The sequence below is a fragment of the Corynebacterium sp. HMSC074E01 genome, from assembly GCF_001808885.1.
GTDB lineage: Bacteria > Actinomycetota > Actinomycetes > Mycobacteriales > Mycobacteriaceae > Corynebacterium.
In genome coordinates, this window is the sequence record NZ_KV794845.1 from 60,224 (window position 1) to 76,626 (window position 16,403).

Below are 16,403 nucleotides of genomic sequence, written 5' to 3' on the forward strand. Positions count from 1 at the left end.
TTTTTTCCTAATTCGACGTCACACTTTTTACGCGACTTACTCGAAGGTGGATTTCTTCATGCCTATTTCTTTTTCTCATCTCACCGTCACCTGGCCCGACGGCACCCCATGTTTCACGGACCTCACCGGAACGTTTTCTTCCCGCTTCACGGGCTTGGTGGGTGCGAATGGTTCCGGAAAATCAACGCTGGCCAAGGTCCTTGCTGGTCTCATTGCCCCGACTTCGGGCACGGTATCCGCGGGTTCAGTCCTCTATGTCGACCAGGATTTAGGCCTCCACACGTCTGACACCATCGCCAATGTCTTTGGCGCAACAGAGATCCTCAGCGCCATTGCCCGCATTGAGGCTGGCGAATACTCGGAAGAGCTCGCCACCACTGTTGGTGAGCAGTGGGATTTAGCAGAGCGTATTGAAGCAGCTCTCGACGCTGCGGGTATCCCCTTCCCGCTGGATCGCACTATCGGCACATTGTCGGGTGGTGAAGCCGTGACTGTGGCGCTGACCGCCGCCTTCTTCCGCAAGCCGGATTTCCTGATCCTCGACGAGCCCACCAACAACCTGGACTCCGATTCACGTCAACGCTTGCTCGAGCTCATTCGCACCGCGCCGATGCCGGTTCTCGTCGTCTCACACGACCGCGAGCTCCTCGCGCACGCGGATAGCATCGCGGAACTCTACCACGGCACTCTTCGCGAGTTCGAGGGAAACTACTCCTCCTACCGCGCAGCGATTGATGCCGAGCAGGATTCCGCGCAGGCCAAGGTCAGGGAAACCAAGGCTGAGCACCGCAAACAGATCCGCGAGCGCGCCGCCATGCAGACCCGCATTGCGCGCGATGCCCGCCGCGGCAAGAACTTCGCCGCCTCGAAGCGCAAACCCGGCATGGCCATGGGCTTGGACAAGAACCGTTCCGAGCGCTCGGCCGCTGGGCGTTCTCAACAGGCCAACGATGCAGTGGCTGCCGCCCAGTCGGCGCATGACAAGGCACAGCGCGCGCTTCGCGACGACGCCCATGTCCACATCGATCTCCCCGGCACTGAGCTGCCCGCGGGCACCCGCGTGCTGGTCAGCGATCTGCTCAGCATTACTGGCCCCGAACGGGTTCGCCTCGCCGGGCCCAACGGCAGCGGCAAGACCACCTTCCTCAACCGCATCGCCCGCGGCGACGTCGAGTACGCGCTGCCCTGCGGGTACATCCGCCAACGCATCGTCTTGCCCGCAGAGAAGTCGGTGCTCGACATCGTGCGGGAGGCCAATCCCAACGCGGACCCGCAGTTCCTGCGCGACCAGCTGGCCCAGATGCTCTTTATCAACGACAAGATCCATCAGCCCGTGGGCCAGCTTTCTGGTGGCGAGCGCTTCCGCGTCGAAATCGCCCGCGTCCTGCTCAGCGACCCAGCCCCGCGCTTTCTGCTTCTCGACGAACCAACCAGCAACCTCGATATCCCCACCACTGATTGGCTGATTGAGGTGCTCACGAGCTACCGCGGGGCATTCATCTTGGTCAGCCACGATGAGCATGTATGCCAGCAGCTCGATCTGACGCGCACCGTTCACGTGGCCCCATAAACTGAAACCTCTCTAGCACTCACCCTCTTTTCGTTGTACAGTTTCTTGTACAAGAAGGGAGATAGCTTATGAAAACCATGTCCTACTCGGAATCGCGAGCAAGATACGCGGAGGTCCTACAGTCGGTCGTTGATGACCGCGAAGAAGTCATCATCACTCGCAATGGTCATGAGTCTGCAGTCATCGTTTCCTTAGATGACTACAACTCTCTTCGCGAAACCGCATACCTTCTGCGTTCCCCTCGCAATGCCCAGCGCCTGCTTGACTCCATCGAGAGCCTCAACGCCGGGGAAGCAACGGAGCACGAACTCATTGAGGAAGACTAAGCTTCATGATTCTTTCGTGGACAGAGGAAGCATGGGAGGACTACCTCTGGTGGCAAGCTCACGACAAGAAGATCCTCAAGAGAATCAATAGCCTCATTAAAGACATTGCACGAAACGGCAATGAAGGGATAGGAAAACCCGAACCACTCAAGTTCGAGTTAGCCGGGTTCTGGTCTCGGCGAATTACGGAAGAGCACCGACTGATCTATCGCATTAAGGGCGCGACCATCGAGATTGCTGGGTGCAGATACCACTACTAACTAGCGTCAACTTCCCCTATCGCCTCTGCCCAAAAAGGCATCTGACAAAAGGCATCAGTCATAAGGCGTTTTCACGGCCAAAAACGCCTTTTGCGCATTGCAGATGGCGTTTTTACACCCAAAGATACCTTTTATCAGACGCCTTTTGCGGGGCGCCCTTTGTGAGGTGCTAAAAAGCAGGCGCCGACAGCGAGCTAGCTGACGAGCGCCTGCGCGGCAGCGCGGGCACCGGCAATAACGGCGGGCACACCGACTCCATCAGCCCAGGCGCCGGCGGTGACGATACCGGGGACGTCGGCAAGCTTGGCGCGGACCGCGGCAACAGTGGCCAGGTGCTTGTCGTCATAGCGGGGGATGCCGCCGAACCAGCGCTGCGTGTAGATCTCCTCCACACCGGCGGCGCGGCCGTCGAAGCCGGTGATCTTCTGCAGGTCATCGAGGGCATAGTCCACCAGGTCATCCTCCTCCGCACGCACGAGGGAGTCATCGCCGAAGCGGCCGAAGGAGGCGCGCACGAGGAAGCCCTCGCGCTCTGCCAGGTGCGGCCACTTGTTGGAGGAGAGCGTGAAGGCCTTGGCGCGCACGTCCGGCTCGTCCGAAGCAACGAGGATGCCGGTGGCCTCCGGAAGGGAGTTGCCCTCCGGATCCGTGGCAGAGGCGAAGTTGAAGCCGACGACCACAGAGGAGGCCAGCTGGACAGAAGATAACTCCTGGGCGGCCTCCGGGGCCACGGCCTTGAGCAGGCGCGCGGTGGTGGGTGCCGGGGTGGCAAAGAGCACGCGGTCGAAGGGACCGATATCCCCCGGCGCGCCCTTGACCTCGAAGGCATCACCCTTGCGCGTCACGCCAGAGACGAAGGTGTCCAGGTGGATCTGCGCGCCGGACTTCTCAGCCAGAGCTTCGTAAAGCTCGGCATAGCCGCCCTTAAAGGTGCCGAAGACGGAGCCCTCGGCCGGGCTGCGGCCGGACTCGATCTGCTTGATTGCGGCCGACAGCGTGACGGGGCCGTCCTTCGCCAGGGAGTCCAGCGTGGCTGCCAGGTGCGGAACCGTGGCACGCAGGCCCAGGTCATCGGCCGAGCAGGAGTAGACACCGCCGAGCAGCGCGGAGACCACGTGGTCCACTACGTCATCACCATATTGCTGGCGCACGAGCTGGCCCACGGAGACGTCCCCGCCGATTTCCCACTCGAAGGGCTGTTCGTTGGTGATGCGCTCGTTGGTCGTCGCGGAGAAGAAGTCCTGCGGCTCCGACGGGATGCCCATGACCCCGCCCTGCGGCAGGAAGTGCAGCGCGCCGCCGGTGTACACGCGCGGGCGCAGTTGCGAATTGGGTTCCACAAAGGAATCCTGCAGGCCGAGCTCCGTGAAGAAATCCACGGCGTCTTGGCGGCGGCGGATGAAGGCCTCCGCGCCCATGTCAGTAGGGCCGCCGTTGAAAGCCACGGTGTGCAGCTTGCCGCCGATGCGATCGGCCGCCTCGAAAACGTAGACCTCGTGGGTGTCCTCAGTGTTCTGCTTGAATTCCCACGCTGCGGTGAGGCCTGCCAGGCCCGCACCGATGATTGCGATCTTCATTTAGCCCTCCTCGTGGATGATGGCGACGGCGCGCGTAACAGCCTCCGCCTCCGTGGTCGGCAGCACGCCGTGGCCGAGATTCCAGATGTGTCCATGCAGGTTGCCTGCCGCGCGGGCGGCATCTACTTCTGCCTTGATGGCGCGTACTTCCTTGCGCACCGCATCCTCGCCGGCAAACAGCAGAGCCGGGTCTAGGTTGCCTTGCAGGATGTCCGCGTTGACGCGGGCCGCGGCGGCATTCATGCTCACGCGATAGTCCACGCCCATGACCTCAGAGCCAGCTTCAGACATCGCGCCGAGCAGCTCGCCGGTCCCCACACCGAAGTGGATGCGCGGCACGCGGCCTTCAGCGACCTTGAGGATTTGCTCCGAATAGGGCAGCACGAACTCGCGGTAATCGCGCTCGTTGAGGTAGCCCGCCCAGGAATCGAAGAGCTGCATCGCGTCGATGCCGGCATCCAGCTGGAGTTCCAGGAAGGAGATAATCGTCGGGGTGAGGCGCTTCATGAGGTTGTGCCAGGTTTCCGGATCGGAATGCATCAGGGCCTTGGTGCGCTCGTGGTTCTTCGACGGTCCGCCCTCAATGAGGTAGCTGGCCAAGGTGAAGGGCGCGCCGACGAAACCGATGAGGGCCTGCTTGTCGGTGAGCTCGCTCAGAATAATCTCAATGCCTTGGCGTACCTCGGGCACATCGACGTCGAGGATAGGCAGGTTGGCCACGTCCTCCGTGGTGCGCACGGGCGCATCCATGACGGGACCGCGGCCGGGGACGATCTCCACACCGACGCCCGCGGCCTTGAGCGGGACAACGATATCGCTGAACAGGATGGCGCCATCAACATCGTGGCGGCGCACCGGCTGCAGGGTAATCTCCGCGAGGAGCTCCGGCATGAAACAGGAATCCAGCATGCTAATTCCCTCGCGCACCTTGCGGTACTCCGGCAAAGAGCGCCCTGCCTGGCGCATGAACCAGACGGGCGGGCGGGAGGGCGTGTGGCCAGTAGCGGCAGCAATCAGCGGCGCATCAGACAGTCGAGACATACCGTCCATTATGAATCAAAAGTTGGAGTAGGCGCCAATCAGGAGTTGTGGGCGCGGCGGGCCTTAATGAAAGCCGTCGAAACCGGGTGAAAGAGGAAGTAGATGGCCACCATGAGCACCATGGGAATGAGCAACAAGAGCAACCCGCCCACGCCCGCGATCAGCGCCGCAATGCTGACGAACATGATGTAGGCAGACACCGCGGTGATGATGCGGCGCGCCCATATCGAGCCGCTTGCCAACTGCGCGGAGCACGCCGCAATGACGACGGCGCCCACCACGTTGGAGATGGCCGCGAAACGTGTGTTGAAGCGGATATAGTCCACTTGTTCCGGGCTGAGTTGGGTGTTCGTCACCGATGTATAGGAACCAAAGAGCCCCACCATCCCGGCGGTGAGCATGACAACTGCGGCAACTACGCAGACCCAATAGGCAATGCGCAGCTGGGAAGGCCAGGTGGAAGAATCCTGCTCCCCCTGCTTCTTGGGGCGGCGTGGGCGGCGGTTATAGTCCGCGGGGCCGGGGCGCTCGCTCATCGCTTGCCGTCCTTGTTGTCTTCTTTCTCCCGGTCCTTGCTCTTCTTCTCGCGCTCCTCCAGGTTTTCCTGGCGGCGCTGCTCCTCCATCTCTTTCCGCATCTGGCGCAGCTGCTCCATCTCGCCGGTGTACTCGAGTACCTCTTCCTTGGTGGAGAACATCAAGCCCATGACGGCCGCCACGCCGACGAGGATCTGCACGGCACCGTCGAGCAGGAAGAGCCAATCCGGCGCGCTCGCCCCGGCGGGGCTGCTGATGAAGACGATGAGTACGCGGAGGGCAAAGTAGAGGGAGAAGGCGAACCACAGGCGCCGGCCAGTACCGGCTGCCTTGGAGTTCTTGTGGATAAAGCCCAGCATGATGCCCAGCAGCACCACGATGGCGAGTGAAATCAGCGAGCTGAAGGCCACCGAGCCATAGCCCACGAGTTGTACGAGGGCATCGCTCACGTCCTGCCCGGATTTCTCCGCCGCAGACTCCGCGGTCTTGCGGGCCTGGGCAAAGAGTTCCTCCCTATTCAGCAGGGTCAGCACGATGCTCAAGACTAGGTGCACCACCTCGAGCACCAAGGCAACGGTCCACACTTTGAGCATGAGGGAGACGGCTTCGGTGCGCTTGGTCTGCTCCTTATCCGGCTCCTTATTCTGCCCCGTCGGCTTCGGCGCCGACGAAGCCGTGTTCGGGCTGAACGTCACGATTCTCCTTTTACTTGAGCAAGCGGGCGGCGTCCGTGGCGAAGTAGGTCAGGATCTGATCCGCTCCCGCGCGCTTGAACGCGGTCAAGGACTCCAGCATAACGGCCTCGCCATCGATCCACCCGTTCTGGGAAGCGGCCTGAATCATCGCGTACTCGCCGGAGACCTGGTAAACAGCCACCGGCACGGAGGAGCGCTCGACGGCACCGGCCAGCACGTCGAGGTACGGCAAGCCAGGCTTGACCATGACGATGTCCGCGCCTTCCTCGATGTCCAGGTCCACTTCCAGCATGGACTCGCGGAAGTTACGCGGGTCCTGCTGGTAGGTGCGGCGGTCACCCTCCAGGGAGGAACCCACGGCATCGCGGAAGGGGCCGAAGAAGGCCGAGGCATACTTGGCCGAGTAGGCCATGATCGCAACATCCTCGTGGCCGGCCTCATCGAGAGCCTCACGGATGGCGGCAATCTGTCCATCCATCATGCCGGAGGGGCTGACCATGTGCGCACCAGCGCGGGCCTGGGAGCGGGCCATATCCTGGTAAAGCGCCACGGTTTCATCGTTGAGCACGCGGCCCTGGTCATCGACCACGCCGCAGTGGCCGTGGGAGGTGAACTCATCGAGGCAGGTATCCGCCATGACAATGAGGTCATCGCCGAATTCCTGGCGCAGCTCCGCAATCGCCACGTTGAGGACGCCCTGTGGGTCCCAGGCCACGGAGCCGGTCGCGTCCTTGTCTTCCTCACGCGGCACGCCGAAGAGGTCAACGCAGGTCACGCCCGCATCAAGGGCCTCGTGTGCGGCACGCTTGAGGGAATCCAGGCTGTGCTGCTGCACGCCCGGCATGGAGGGGATGTCACGGGGTTCGTTCAGACCGTCGACCACGAACATCGGGAGGATGAGGTCGGAGGGGCGCAGCGACGTTTCCGCAACCAAATCCCGAAAAGCCGGGTTCTGACGTAGGCGGCGGGGGCGGCGAGCAATGCTCATGAGTAAAAACTCTCCTTTGAGCTACGAGAAAATTGAACTACCTTCCCGACTCTAGTCGCCCCTTACCTGCCCGCCCAGAAGCGGTCTACGCCGTCTTCTTGCGCGAGCGGCGCTTCTTGCGCGGAGCTGGCAGGTTGCCGGCAGCACGCAGGGCTGCGACGTGGTCAGCGAGGGCGTCGACAAGCATCGGCACATCCGCGACCTCCGGGACCACGTCCACGCGCAGGCCCACCTCCTCAGCCGCCGCCTTGGTGGAGGGGCCAATGCAGGCGATGATGGTGCGGGCATGCGGCTTGCCCGCAATGCCGACGAGGTTGCGCACCGTCGACGGCGAGGTAAAGGCAACGGCGTCGAAGCCGCCAGTCTTGATCATGTCGCGGATCTCCGCGGCCGGCGGGGCCGCACGGACGGTGCGGTAGGCCACGACATCATCGACTTCCCAGCCCAAGTCCAGCAGGCCAGTCACCAGCGCCTCGCCGGCGATATCGGCGCGCGGCAGCAGTACACGCCCCACGGCGTCGATATCCTCAACGTAGTTGGGGAAGACCTCCACGAGGCCCTCGGCGTTCTGCTTCGTCGCCGGCGGCAAAAGCTCCGGGACCATGCCTTTGGCGCGAATAGCATCGGCGGTCTTCTGCCCCACCGCAGCGAGGTGCACGCCGGCGAAGTCGCGGGCATCGAGGCCGAGTTCCGCGATCTTCTTCCACACCGCGCTCACCGCATTGACGGAGGTGAACACGACCCACTTGTAGCGGCCCTCGACAATACCCTTGATGGCGCGATCCATCTGCGCCGGGTTGCGCGGCGGCTCCACGGAGATAGTGGGCACCGACTGCGGGATGGCGCCGTGGCCAGCCAGTCGGGCGCTCATCGCTGCGGCCTGCTCCTTCGTGCGCGGCACCAGCACGCGCCAACCATAGAGCGAACGGTTCTCCCACCAGGAGTACTTCGAGCGATCATCAAAGCTGCGCCCCAGCGTCACCACGAGCTCGCCCGGCAGCTCAGCATCGAGCTTGCCGAGTGTTCCCAGCGTGGTTTCGTGGGTGCGCTGCAGGCGCGTGGTGCCGTGGACGGTGACGTATGCTTCCGTCTCCGCGGGCATCCCGCGCTCCACCAGCTCGGCGGAAATAACCGGCAGGTCATCTGCCGTAGCCTGCAAAACCAGCGGCTGCGTCGCGGTGGCCAGCGCATCCCAGTCCGCGCCTTCCGTGATGTCGGCCTCAGTATAGGTCGCACCGAGAGCAATGCCTGCGAAGGAGGGAACCGTCGAAGGCAGAGACATACCCGGGACCACCTGGAATTCCATGCCCGCATTGGCCACGGCGGTGATCTCCGCCTTGATGGACTCACGGTTGAGCGGGTTACCGGTCACCAGACGGATCACGTCATGCCCCTCGGCGCGCTCGAGCGCGTTACGCAGTTGCTTGACGACGTCCCCCTCGACCTCCTCAAAGACCGCTGCCGTCGGCGGTGCCGGGCGCGGCGGCTTGCGGCGCGCGCCCGCTTCCTTGGCGGCGGCGCAAATGCGCTCGTACTCTTCTTCGGCGGCGTCGAGAAGCTCCTGCGGAACCGGCACCTGCTGCGCCACCATGTCGCGCACGCCCTGCGAGACCCCTGAGTCGGTGACGACGTTGGCGGTCGTCTCCAGAACCTCGCGGGCGCGAACGGTCAGCAGGTCGGGGTTGCCTGGGCCAGCGCCGACGAAAACGACTTTGCCCAGATCAGACTTACCCAGCTCAGGCTGGGTATCCGGCACGGCATTGCTCATAAGGTTCTTTTCTAGTTTGTGGGTTCCGAGTGCCCCGGCGCCGAAGCGTGGCAGGCGCGGGAGTGGAGACAAGAAAGCCCCTCACTCGCGAGTTAAGGGGGCCTAAATCATTGCTCTCAATGATCGTGTGCTAGATACACACTAAAGGAAAAGGCCCCAAAGCAAAAATTACGTGCGGTTATTCCGCTGCCAGCACGTCCGCAGCTCCCTGAGCGAAGAGCTCCTTGGAGACCGCACGTCCCAATTCTTCTGCCTCGCTTGCCGCACCCTGGGCCTGAGCGATGAGCTGACGGGAACCGTCGAGGGCAAAGACACCGCCGCGAACGACCAGCTGCTCCCCTTCCCAGTGAGAGGTAGCGGCGACCGGCGCAGTGCAACCAGCCTCCAGCTGGGAGAGCACGGTGCGCTCGGCGCGGGTGGCGGCGGTGGCGGGGCCGTCGGCAAGCAAGGCAATGGCCTTCGCTGCCTCAGTTCCCTTCACTGCCTCGATAGCCAACGCGCCCTGCGCGGGCGCGGGCATGAAGACCTCCGGATCGAAGACCTCGGTGGCGCGATCGGCATAGCCCGCGCGCACGAGGCCTGCGTAGGCCAGGAGGACGGCGTCGAGCTCGCCGCTGGTGACCTTGCCCATGCGGGTATCGATATTGCCGCGCAGCGGACGAATATCCAGGTCCGGGCGCATAGCGCGCAGCTGGCTGATGCGGCGCGGCGCGGAGGTGCCCACGCGCGCGCCCTCCGGCAGCTCCTTGAGGGTCAGGCCATCGCGGGCGATGAGCGCCTCACGGACGTCCTGGCGCTGCGGCACCACGAGGTCGAAACGCTCGTCGGCAGCCGTGGGCAGGTCCTTGAAGGAGTGCACTGCGATCTCACACTCGCCGCGGTCGACGGCCTCACGCAGGGCCTGCGTAAACACACCCACACCGATGCGCTCCACGGGAGCCATGTTGACGTCACCCTGCGTGGTAACGATGTGCAGCTCGGCCTCATAGCCTTCCTGCTGCAACCACTCCTGTACGTGGCCGGACTGAGTAGTGGCCAGGAGGGATCCTCGGGTACCGATCTTCAACATCTATGCGTCCTTTTCTTCCTTAGTATTTTCCGCGGCTTCCATCTGCGCGGCATCCGGCAGCTCCGCCATGTCTACCGCCACGCCGCTGCCCTCCAGCTGGAGCCCAAAAAGCTCTTGCAACGCGGTCTCATGGCTAACCGTGCCGGAGTTGGCCGCGAGCTGCTTCGCGCGAACCGTGGGCTCGTGCAGCAGCTTATCCGCAACGCGCTTGAGTGCGCGATTGATATCTCCCATCTGGCGCTCGTCCAGCTCGGGGTGCTTCTGTCCCATCCGCGCTACCTCGCACTGGACCAGGTTTGCCGCCCGCTTGCGCAGTGCCGATACGGCTGGGACGACGTCGCGGACGCGCTGCTCGGAAGCATAGGATTCGAGTTCTTCACTGACGATGCGCCGCGCCTGCGCGTGTGGGCTGGTACCCGCTGCCAGATCGGTATCGGCCGCCTGCAGAGAGTTGTTGAGACGCTCGATATTGATCAGGTCGACTCCCTCGGCCTCTGCCACGGCATCATCAATATCGCGCGGCAGGGACAGATCCACGAGCATGAGTTCGCGGTCGGCCACGTGATAGCGCTCGACGTCGGCAGCCGTAATAGTGAAGCCCTGGGCTCCCGTGGCGGAAATCGCCACGTCCACATCGCGCAGAGCTTGGGCACGCTCCGAGAAGTCAATAACGTCTGCGTACACGCCCGCCTCATGAGCGTGCTGCGCCACGCGCTCCGCGCGGGCGATGGTGCGGTTCGCGATAATCAGGTGCGCACCCAGGCGCCCCGCGTGCGTTGCCGCCAGCGAGGCCATTGCACCTGCGCCCAAGATGAGCACGCGCTTGCCCGCGAGATCTTCCCTGCCCATGCGGCTTAGCGCCTGATCAAAAGCAAAGGAGACCATGGAGGAGCCCGCCTCATCGATCTCAGTTTCGGAATGCACCCGCTTGCCAGTACGCAGCGCGGACTGTGCCAGCGCGTGGATGCGCGGGCCGACGGTTCCTTGCTCCGAAGCAAACTGGTAGGCGGTGCGCACCTGGCCGATGATTTGCTGCTCACCCACCACCATCGAGTCGAGGCCGGAGGTCACCATCATGAGGTGCTCGGCGGCGGCGTCGGCATAGCGCACATAGAGATAGGAGCGCAGCTTCTCCTCCTCCACCCCGGAGACTTCAGCGAGGTTGTGCACGACATCCTGGACGCCGGAGTGGAAAGAGTTAGTGACGGTATAGACCTCAAGGCGGTTACAGGTGGAGATAATCATCGCCTCGCTCAACGAGCCTGCCGATACCATGGCACGGCAGGTGTCATTCTGCACGGTCTCGTCCATGCTCAGCTTTTCCAGCAGCGCTACCGGCGCCGACTGATGCGACATGCCCACGACGAGCACACTCATGCACAACCCTCCAGTTTTGCATCATCCCTTTGGATGACATAGATCATCCAAAAGACTACTAGTTTTCAGCTCGTTTCCGAAACTCGCGGAAGTCTCCAGGGAAAGCTACTCCATCAGCGCCTGCGCTAGCTCCTCGTTGTCCACTTCCCAGCAGGAGAACTCCTCACCATCAATAACTACAACGGGGACGCGATCACCATATTCCATGGCCAGCTCCGCATCCTCATCGACGTTGCGCACTTTAAGCTCTGCCCCAGCCTGCCGGACCACCGGGGTAATCTGCTCCAGAACGCGCGCGCAGGAGCCGCACGTGGTACGCACCATCAGCTCGACGACGTGAGACATTAAGAACTCCTCGATAGGACGTAGAACGGTTCGCGGTTTACTATGGACACGTTAGTCTTCCCACCCTATGAAAGCTGAACGCGTGCCTCTCCCGCTCCCTCCTGGTATGCCCGATTCTCCCCGCGAGTTCCTTGCCAATTGGACCGCAAGCAGGGGAAACTTGCGCAATTTCCTGGAGCAACAGGCCTTCGCACCGCTGGGTGAAGAGCACCAGAGGGCGGCCGGTGAGGCGTCGGCAGCCGCGGCGGTAGAGCACCTCTTCGGCATCGACCTGGAAGCTTTCTCTTCTGGCGTGGATTCTGTTCGGGGTTCCTTCGAATCCGCCGGCGCGCGCTCCATCACCGAGCCAGACCCGGACATCCCCCAAGACGTCGGCGCTGCGGCTTTCTTCGACGTGGATAACACCTTGGTCCAGGGCTCTTCGCTTGTGTCCTTTGCCCTGGGGCTGGCACGCCGCCGCTATTTCAAACTTTCTGAGATCCTTCCCATCGCATGGAAGCAGCTGAAATTCCGCGTCTCCGGTTCGGAGAATGCCGCCGACGTGGCCGCGGGGCGCGTGCAAGCGCTCGAGTTCGTCAAGGGCCGCTCGGTGGAGGAGATGGTGGTGTTGTGCGAGAGCATCGTGGACCAATCGATGGCCCGGAAGGCCTACCCGGGCACGAAGCAGCTGGCGCAGATGCACCTCGATGCTGGCCAGCAGGTGTGGCTAGTCACGGCGACCCCCGTGCAGCTGGCGCAAATTCTGGCGCAGCGTTTCGGTTTCACCGGCGCTCTCGGCACCGTGGCGGAGGTCAAAGATGGCCGCTTCACCGGCCACCTCGTGGGCGATATCCTCCACGGGCCAGGTAAAAAGCATGCAGTGGCGGCGCTCGCCACCTTGGAGAATCTCGATCTTGAGCGCTGTACCGCCTACTCCGACAGCGCCAACGATGTCCCGATGCTGTCCATGGTGGGAACTCCCGTGGCCATTAACCCGGATTCCAAGCTGCGCGATATTGCAGAGGAAAAAGGCTGGCTCATCCGCGACTACCGCTCGGTGCGCAAGGCCGTGCGCACCTACGGCCTCCCGGCACTCGCCACCGCGCTCTTCTCCTATGGCAGCTGGCGCTTCGTGCGCCGCTAGCTGCTATTTTGAGCCTTGGTGCGCAGCATGTCCATGCACATGACCGCACCAATCAGCCCAGCATGCTGTTGCGGGTCGAGGCCCGGCGCAATGCTGAGGCGGTAGGTATTCTTCCCAGCGAGGAACCGGCCCACGCCCGACCACTCGTTACGCACTTCCGCTAAGGGCTGCCCCTGGCTGGTAATCGTGATATTCCAATCCCACACATCGCCTTCAATCTCGATCTCTGGGAAGCCTTCCATCTCCAAGGTCAGGCGCGTCTTCAGGAGGGAGAATTTCTTGGTCACGACTGCCATAGGCTTCTCGACGCCCGGAAGATACACCTCATAGGTATCCCGCACAAAGTTCGGCGGATCCTTAATCACCATGAGCGGCTGCTGCGGATTACCTTGTTCATCGGTAAAAGCAACCTCGAGGCTGCGGGAAGAGTTGAAGAACATGTCCTTCAGGCTCGTCGACTGCAGAATCGTCCCGACGGGCACACCTTGTTCATCGGCGATCAGGAATTCATCCTGCATGAAGGACTTGGTCTGTGAGATAACCAGGCTGTCAAGGGTGAGGAGTCTAGGCAACATAGTTCGCCATTTTACGTACGTGGCGGACTCCTGTGGGGCCGGAAAGTATGAGACTTTCCACCCGGCCTACGAGAGCAAACATGCACACCATTACAGCGGCCCAAATATTGCCATACCCCCAGTTCAAGATAGATGTCCGAGGCATGTTTTATAGTGTGCATAGAACATACAAACGACACCATAAACCTTGGGGGACACCGTGAATACCGCCACTCAAACCGCCTTCTTTTCCCACATGAACCCTGACTGCGCCCTCGCCGTGGAGCGCAGCGCCGCCCGCCGCGCCGACTACCGCTCTTGGGTAGCTGCCATGCCAGACCTCGATGAGGATTTTGATGTTGCGTGCCAGAGGCTCGTCGCCAAGCTTGGCGTCGGTGACTACACCGTGAGTGAATGCTGCCTGGCCGTGCACCGCCTCACGGAGCTCCCGCAGGTCAAGCAACTGCAGGACAGTCAGTTTCTACTGGATATGAAGGCACTCATCACCATCGACCGCACCCTGACGAAGCTGGGTAAACTGCCACCGGAAACGCTCGCGCTTATCGACGATTCCCTGGTCACCTTCTTCCCCCCCACCTCCCCGAATCAGGTCTTTCCTACTCCGGCGCAGATTGGGCGCAAGGTTCGCGATATTTGCAAGAGCATCAATAAAGCATTCACCTTCCGCGATTCTCCGAAGAAGGACTCGTATACCTTTACCGATACTAGTGAGCGCGGCATTCTTGAGCTCAACACTGATAGTGCCACGGGAATGATTCTGGATGGCTATATCAAACAGGCAGCGAAGGAGAACGGGCTCTCGCAGGCGGATGCCTTAAAGAAGCTCATCGCCGGCAGTATCTCTCCGCCGGCGACGATCATTCTGCACACCTACCAGGCCAGTGATATCGACAATGCTCCCACCTTTGTCCAAGGGTATGGATGGACCTCGCAGGACATACCCGCCACACGCACGCGCGACCTCTCCTCGGAACCGCCGGAATCGGCTAGCTACGTGGCTTCGGAACTCATCCGCAAATTTGTGGAAGGCCGGGATGGCACCTGCCGCGCTCCGGGATGCAACCGGCCGGCCTACCTGTGCCAGATGGACCACCGCATCAACTATGCCGACGGCGGTGCCACGCACCCGCGCAATCTGGCCAGCTTGTGCCAGCACCATCACAATATGAAGACTGATGGGCGCGCACACTACATCATGGACCCGCACACCGGGGACATCGTGTGGCTCTACGAGGACGGGACATGGGCCATGACAGAGCCGACCGGCCCGCTGGCGAAGAAGACGAAGCGTTGGGCGCAGACGGTGGCCCAGAAAATTACGGCCACCCGCGAGCGCGCCCAGGAGGAAGCTACCCAGCAGGCAGCTAAGGAATCGCAGGCCGCTGCTGAGGAACCCCGCACCCCGGGCGCTCCACAGGAAGACATTCCGTTCTAAGCGGCGTCGTCGTCTGAAACGACGTCATGTGAGACGACGGAAAGGTCGTCTGAAACGACGGAGGGAAAGGAGAATAGATAGCAGAAACTCCCCGCCACGAACCTAAAAGGACCATGCGGGGAGTTGCAGGCGAAGCTTTACTTGCCCAGCTTACGACGCTGAACGCGGGTACGGCGCAGCATCTTGCGGTGCTTCTTCTTGGACATGCGCTTGCGGCGCTTCTTGATGACAGAACCCATAGTAGGTTTCCTCACTTTCGGAATTAGTACGTACGTAAACCGGCCGGCAACGCCTGGAATGAAACCACACACGGTGCACTCGTGGCGGCCCCTGCGAAACAGGGAGACACAGGCATACCAGTGCCGAAACGAATGCTCACTATCTTACCTAGCGGCCTGCCCAGCACCAAAACTAAGGGCAGCGCCCACCGCCGCGGACCGCGAGTGGTCCACAGTGGTGGGCGCTGCCAGAAAGAGGTGAACGCTAGGCTCCGTATACGGAGGCCTCAAGGTATTCCTTGACGGCAGATTCGTGGACGCGGAAGGAGCGTCCCACGCGCACGGCCGGCATGTCACCTGCATGAACCAACCTGTACACCGTCATCTTGGAGACACGCATGATCTCCGCAACTTCGGCGATGGTCAGGAAAGTTCCCTTATCTTCATTCGTCATAGTTTATTTAACCCTTCAGCACGTGACGCGCTGTAGGCTTCCCCTCCCACAGGACTATCACGCACGCGCTCCTGCCAGCTTAGCGTGAAACGTGTGACTAATGCGACCCAAGAGCTAATTTTTTCCTCTTTCGCACCGCTGTTCCCCATCAAGCCCGTGTGACAACATATGCCACAGGGCTACCAGAACGGCGGGAAATTTTAAGCAAGTTCCTGCGCACGCTGGGTACATGCTTCGGCGGCACGGAAGAACGCGCCCCGCAGGCCGGACTCCTCGAGTTCACGAAGGGCGGCAGCAGTGGTTCCCCCCGGGGAGGTTACCCCTGCGCGCAAAGCCACGGGATCCTTGCCAGATTCAGCCAGCATGGTGCCCGCGCCTTGGGCAGTGCGGGTGGCTAGCTTCTCGGCGACGTCACGGGTGAGGCCGAGCTGTACGCCGGCGTCGATCAGCGCTTCGGTGACAAGAAAGTAATACGCGGGGGCAGAGCCTGCCAGTGCAGTGGCAGCGTCGATGTGCTTCTCCTCAATGACTGCAACCTCGCCAACGGCTTCCAGAAGCATGACCACGCCAGCCTGCTGCTCCTCGGTGACGTGGGAACCACCCGCGCAGGTGCACATACCCTTGCCCACCAACATGGGGGTGTTCGGCATAACGCGGACGACTGGCACGCCCTCACCGGCGGCCTTCTCCAACGTCTCGAGGGTCAGGCCAGCAGCCATGGACACAACCACGGCCGTCTTGGGGATGTCGAGACCCTCAAGGAGCTCCTCGATGGCATAGGGCTTCACACACGCGAAGATGTATTCCGCGCCGTCGATAGCCGCGGCATTATCGCTCGTGACCGACACGCCATAGGTGCTCTTTAACTCCTCGCTACGCTCGGAACGACGGTTGGTCACCACGATGTCCGCGGCGTCATAGCCCGCATTCACCAGCCCGGAAACTAGGGCTTCACCGATTTGTCCTCCACCAAGTACTGCAATTTTTGTCATGCTTTCCAGGGTGCCAGAAAGGCCAGGATGCGGCCACCAAGCAAGAGCGCTGCC

The 16,403-nt window shown here is 62.0% G+C and carries 18 protein-coding genes; 5 read left to right on the top strand and 13 right to left on the bottom strand.

The features are described from left to right. The first annotated feature begins 58 nt into the window (after positions 1-58). The 3 genes from HMPREF2537_RS05175 to HMPREF2537_RS05185 all read left to right on the top strand — a co-directional run bounded on the left by HMPREF2537_RS05175 (position 59) and on the right by HMPREF2537_RS05185 (position 2,156). On the top strand, positions 59-1,570 hold the full coding sequence (locus HMPREF2537_RS05175; RefSeq protein ID WP_070526088.1) for an ATP-binding cassette domain-containing protein: 1,512 nt from the start codon (positions 59-61) through the stop codon (positions 1,568-1,570). Between the two features lie 68 nt (positions 1,571-1,638). Beyond that, positions 1,639-1,896: a type II toxin-antitoxin system Phd/YefM family antitoxin gene (locus HMPREF2537_RS05180; RefSeq protein WP_070526090.1), complete on the top strand. Its 258-nt coding sequence runs from the start codon at positions 1,639-1,641 to the stop codon at positions 1,894-1,896. A gap of 5 nt (positions 1,897-1,901) precedes the next feature. Next, positions 1,902-2,156, top strand: coding sequence for a Txe/YoeB family addiction module toxin (locus tag HMPREF2537_RS05185; RefSeq protein ID WP_070526092.1), 255 nt, complete (start codon positions 1,902-1,904; stop codon positions 2,154-2,156). Between the two features lie 194 nt (positions 2,157-2,350). Here the strand turns inward: HMPREF2537_RS05185 and HMPREF2537_RS05190 are convergent, their stop codons facing one another. The 9 genes from HMPREF2537_RS05190 to HMPREF2537_RS05230 all read right to left on the bottom strand — a co-directional run bounded on the left by HMPREF2537_RS05190 (position 2,351) and on the right by HMPREF2537_RS05230 (position 11,552). Continuing rightward, a complete protein-coding gene (locus HMPREF2537_RS05190) occupies positions 2,351-3,733 on the bottom strand; it encodes a protoporphyrinogen oxidase (protein ID WP_070526095.1) in 1,383 nt (460 codons plus the stop codon). After that, positions 3,734-4,774, bottom strand: a complete 1,041-nt coding sequence (hemE, locus tag HMPREF2537_RS05195; RefSeq protein ID WP_070526097.1) for a uroporphyrinogen decarboxylase — start codon at positions 4,772-4,774, stop codon at positions 3,734-3,736. A 38-nt stretch (positions 4,775-4,812) separates the two neighbouring features. Next, positions 4,813-5,310: a tellurium resistance protein TerC gene (locus HMPREF2537_RS05200; protein WP_070526100.1), complete on the bottom strand. Its 498-nt coding sequence runs from the start codon at positions 5,308-5,310 to the stop codon at positions 4,813-4,815. Further along, positions 5,307-6,005 carry an MFS transporter gene (locus HMPREF2537_RS05205; RefSeq protein WP_070526102.1) on the bottom strand — a complete coding sequence of 233 codons (699 nt, stop codon included), beginning with the start codon at positions 6,003-6,005 and terminating at the stop codon, positions 5,307-5,309. Before HMPREF2537_RS05205 ends, HMPREF2537_RS05200 begins: the two co-directional genes overlap by 4 nt. A gap of 10 nt (positions 6,006-6,015) precedes the next feature. Then, positions 6,016-6,993, bottom strand: coding sequence for a porphobilinogen synthase (hemB, locus tag HMPREF2537_RS05210; RefSeq protein ID WP_070526104.1), 978 nt, complete (start codon positions 6,991-6,993; stop codon positions 6,016-6,018). Between the two features lie 85 nt (positions 6,994-7,078). Then, positions 7,079-8,761, bottom strand: a complete 1,683-nt coding sequence (locus tag HMPREF2537_RS05215; RefSeq protein ID WP_070526107.1) for a bifunctional uroporphyrinogen-III C-methyltransferase/uroporphyrinogen-III synthase — start codon at positions 8,759-8,761, stop codon at positions 7,079-7,081. 178 nt (positions 8,762-8,939) lie between these two features. Next, positions 8,940-9,830 carry a hydroxymethylbilane synthase gene (hemC, locus tag HMPREF2537_RS05220; protein WP_070526110.1) on the bottom strand — a complete coding sequence of 297 codons (891 nt, stop codon included), beginning with the start codon at positions 9,828-9,830 and terminating at the stop codon, positions 8,940-8,942. Next, a complete protein-coding gene (locus HMPREF2537_RS05225; RefSeq protein ID WP_070526112.1) occupies positions 9,831-11,207 on the bottom strand; it encodes a glutamyl-tRNA reductase in 1,377 nt (458 codons plus the stop codon). It abuts the gene before it with no gap. A gap of 105 nt (positions 11,208-11,312) precedes the next feature. Further along, positions 11,313-11,552 carry a glutaredoxin family protein gene (locus HMPREF2537_RS05230; RefSeq protein WP_070526115.1) on the bottom strand — a complete coding sequence of 80 codons (240 nt, stop codon included), beginning with the start codon at positions 11,550-11,552 and terminating at the stop codon, positions 11,313-11,315. A 106-nt stretch (positions 11,553-11,658) separates the two neighbouring features. Between HMPREF2537_RS05230 and HMPREF2537_RS05235 the strand changes: the two genes are divergently transcribed. After that, a complete protein-coding gene (locus tag HMPREF2537_RS05235) occupies positions 11,659-12,675 on the top strand; it encodes an HAD-IB family hydrolase (protein ID WP_070526117.1) in 1,017 nt (338 codons plus the stop codon). On the opposite strand, the gene HMPREF2537_RS05240 is transcribed toward HMPREF2537_RS05235, so the two are convergent. Beyond that, positions 12,672-13,250, bottom strand: a complete 579-nt coding sequence (locus HMPREF2537_RS05240; protein WP_070526120.1) for an LURP-one-related/scramblase family protein — start codon at positions 13,248-13,250, stop codon at positions 12,672-12,674. The genes HMPREF2537_RS05235 and HMPREF2537_RS05240 overlap by 4 nt on opposite strands. A 199-nt stretch (positions 13,251-13,449) precedes the next feature. Between HMPREF2537_RS05240 and HMPREF2537_RS05245 the strand changes: the two genes are divergently transcribed. Then, positions 13,450-14,685, top strand: a complete 1,236-nt coding sequence (locus HMPREF2537_RS05245; RefSeq protein ID WP_083298972.1) for an HNH endonuclease signature motif containing protein — start codon at positions 13,450-13,452, stop codon at positions 14,683-14,685. 137 nt (positions 14,686-14,822) lie between these two features. Here the strand turns inward: HMPREF2537_RS05245 and HMPREF2537_RS12430 are convergent, their stop codons facing one another. The 3 genes from HMPREF2537_RS12430 to proC form a co-directional block, all read right to left on the bottom strand. Then, a complete protein-coding gene (locus HMPREF2537_RS12430) occupies positions 14,823-14,924 on the bottom strand; it encodes a 30S ribosomal protein bS22 (protein WP_003855542.1) in 102 nt (33 codons plus the stop codon). A 244-nt stretch (positions 14,925-15,168) separates the two neighbouring features. Beyond that, positions 15,169-15,357 (bottom strand): helix-turn-helix domain-containing protein, encoded by a 189-nt coding sequence (locus HMPREF2537_RS05250; protein WP_010189818.1) that lies wholly within the window; start codon positions 15,355-15,357, stop codon positions 15,169-15,171. A 200-nt stretch (positions 15,358-15,557) separates the two neighbouring features. Beyond that, positions 15,558-16,349: a pyrroline-5-carboxylate reductase gene (proC, locus tag HMPREF2537_RS05255; RefSeq protein ID WP_070526164.1), complete on the bottom strand. Its 792-nt coding sequence runs from the start codon at positions 16,347-16,349 to the stop codon at positions 15,558-15,560. Between the last annotated feature and the right edge of the window lie 54 nt (positions 16,350-16,403).

Bases quoted from the DNA above. Each gene is read 5' to 3' on its own strand.
- HMPREF2537_RS05175 (WP_070526088.1), top strand. From the start codon at position 59: ATGCCTATTTCTTTTTCTCATCTCACCGTCACCTGGCCCGACGGCACC.
- HMPREF2537_RS05180 (WP_070526090.1), top strand. From the start codon at position 1,639: ATGAAAACCATGTCCTACTCGGAATCGCGAGCAAGATACGCGGAGGTC.
- HMPREF2537_RS05185 (WP_070526092.1), top strand. From the start codon at position 1,902: ATGATTCTTTCGTGGACAGAGGAAGCATGGGAGGACTACCTCTGGTGG.
- HMPREF2537_RS05190 (WP_070526095.1), bottom strand. From the start codon at position 3,733: ATGAAGATCGCAATCATCGGTGCGGGCCTGGCAGGCCTCACCGCAGCG.
- hemE (WP_070526097.1), bottom strand. From the start codon at position 4,774: ATGTCTCGACTGTCTGATGCGCCGCTGATTGCTGCCGCTACTGGCCAC.
- HMPREF2537_RS05200 (WP_070526100.1), bottom strand. From the start codon at position 5,310: ATGAGCGAGCGCCCCGGCCCCGCGGACTATAACCGCCGCCCACGCCGC.
- hemB (WP_070526104.1), bottom strand. From the start codon at position 6,993: ATGAGCATTGCTCGCCGCCCCCGCCGCCTACGTCAGAACCCGGCTTTT.
- HMPREF2537_RS05215 (WP_070526107.1), bottom strand. From the start codon at position 8,761: ATGAGCAATGCCGTGCCGGATACCCAGCCTGAGCTGGGTAAGTCTGAT.
- hemC (WP_070526110.1), bottom strand. From the start codon at position 9,830: ATGTTGAAGATCGGTACCCGAGGATCCCTCCTGGCCACTACTCAGTCC.
- HMPREF2537_RS05225 (WP_070526112.1), bottom strand. From the start codon at position 11,207: ATGAGTGTGCTCGTCGTGGGCATGTCGCATCAGTCGGCGCCGGTAGCG.
- HMPREF2537_RS05230 (WP_070526115.1), bottom strand. From the start codon at position 11,552: ATGTCTCACGTCGTCGAGCTGATGGTGCGTACCACGTGCGGCTCCTGC.
- HMPREF2537_RS05235 (WP_070526117.1), top strand. From the start codon at position 11,659: ATGCCCGATTCTCCCCGCGAGTTCCTTGCCAATTGGACCGCAAGCAGG.
- HMPREF2537_RS05240 (WP_070526120.1), bottom strand. From the start codon at position 13,250: ATGTTGCCTAGACTCCTCACCCTTGACAGCCTGGTTATCTCACAGACC.
- HMPREF2537_RS12430 (WP_003855542.1), bottom strand. From the start codon at position 14,924: ATGGGTTCTGTCATCAAGAAGCGCCGCAAGCGCATGTCCAAGAAGAAG.
- HMPREF2537_RS05250 (WP_010189818.1), bottom strand. From the start codon at position 15,357: ATGACGAATGAAGATAAGGGAACTTTCCTGACCATCGCCGAAGTTGCG.
- proC (WP_070526164.1), bottom strand. From the start codon at position 16,349: ATGACAAAAATTGCAGTACTTGGTGGAGGACAAATCGGTGAAGCCCTA.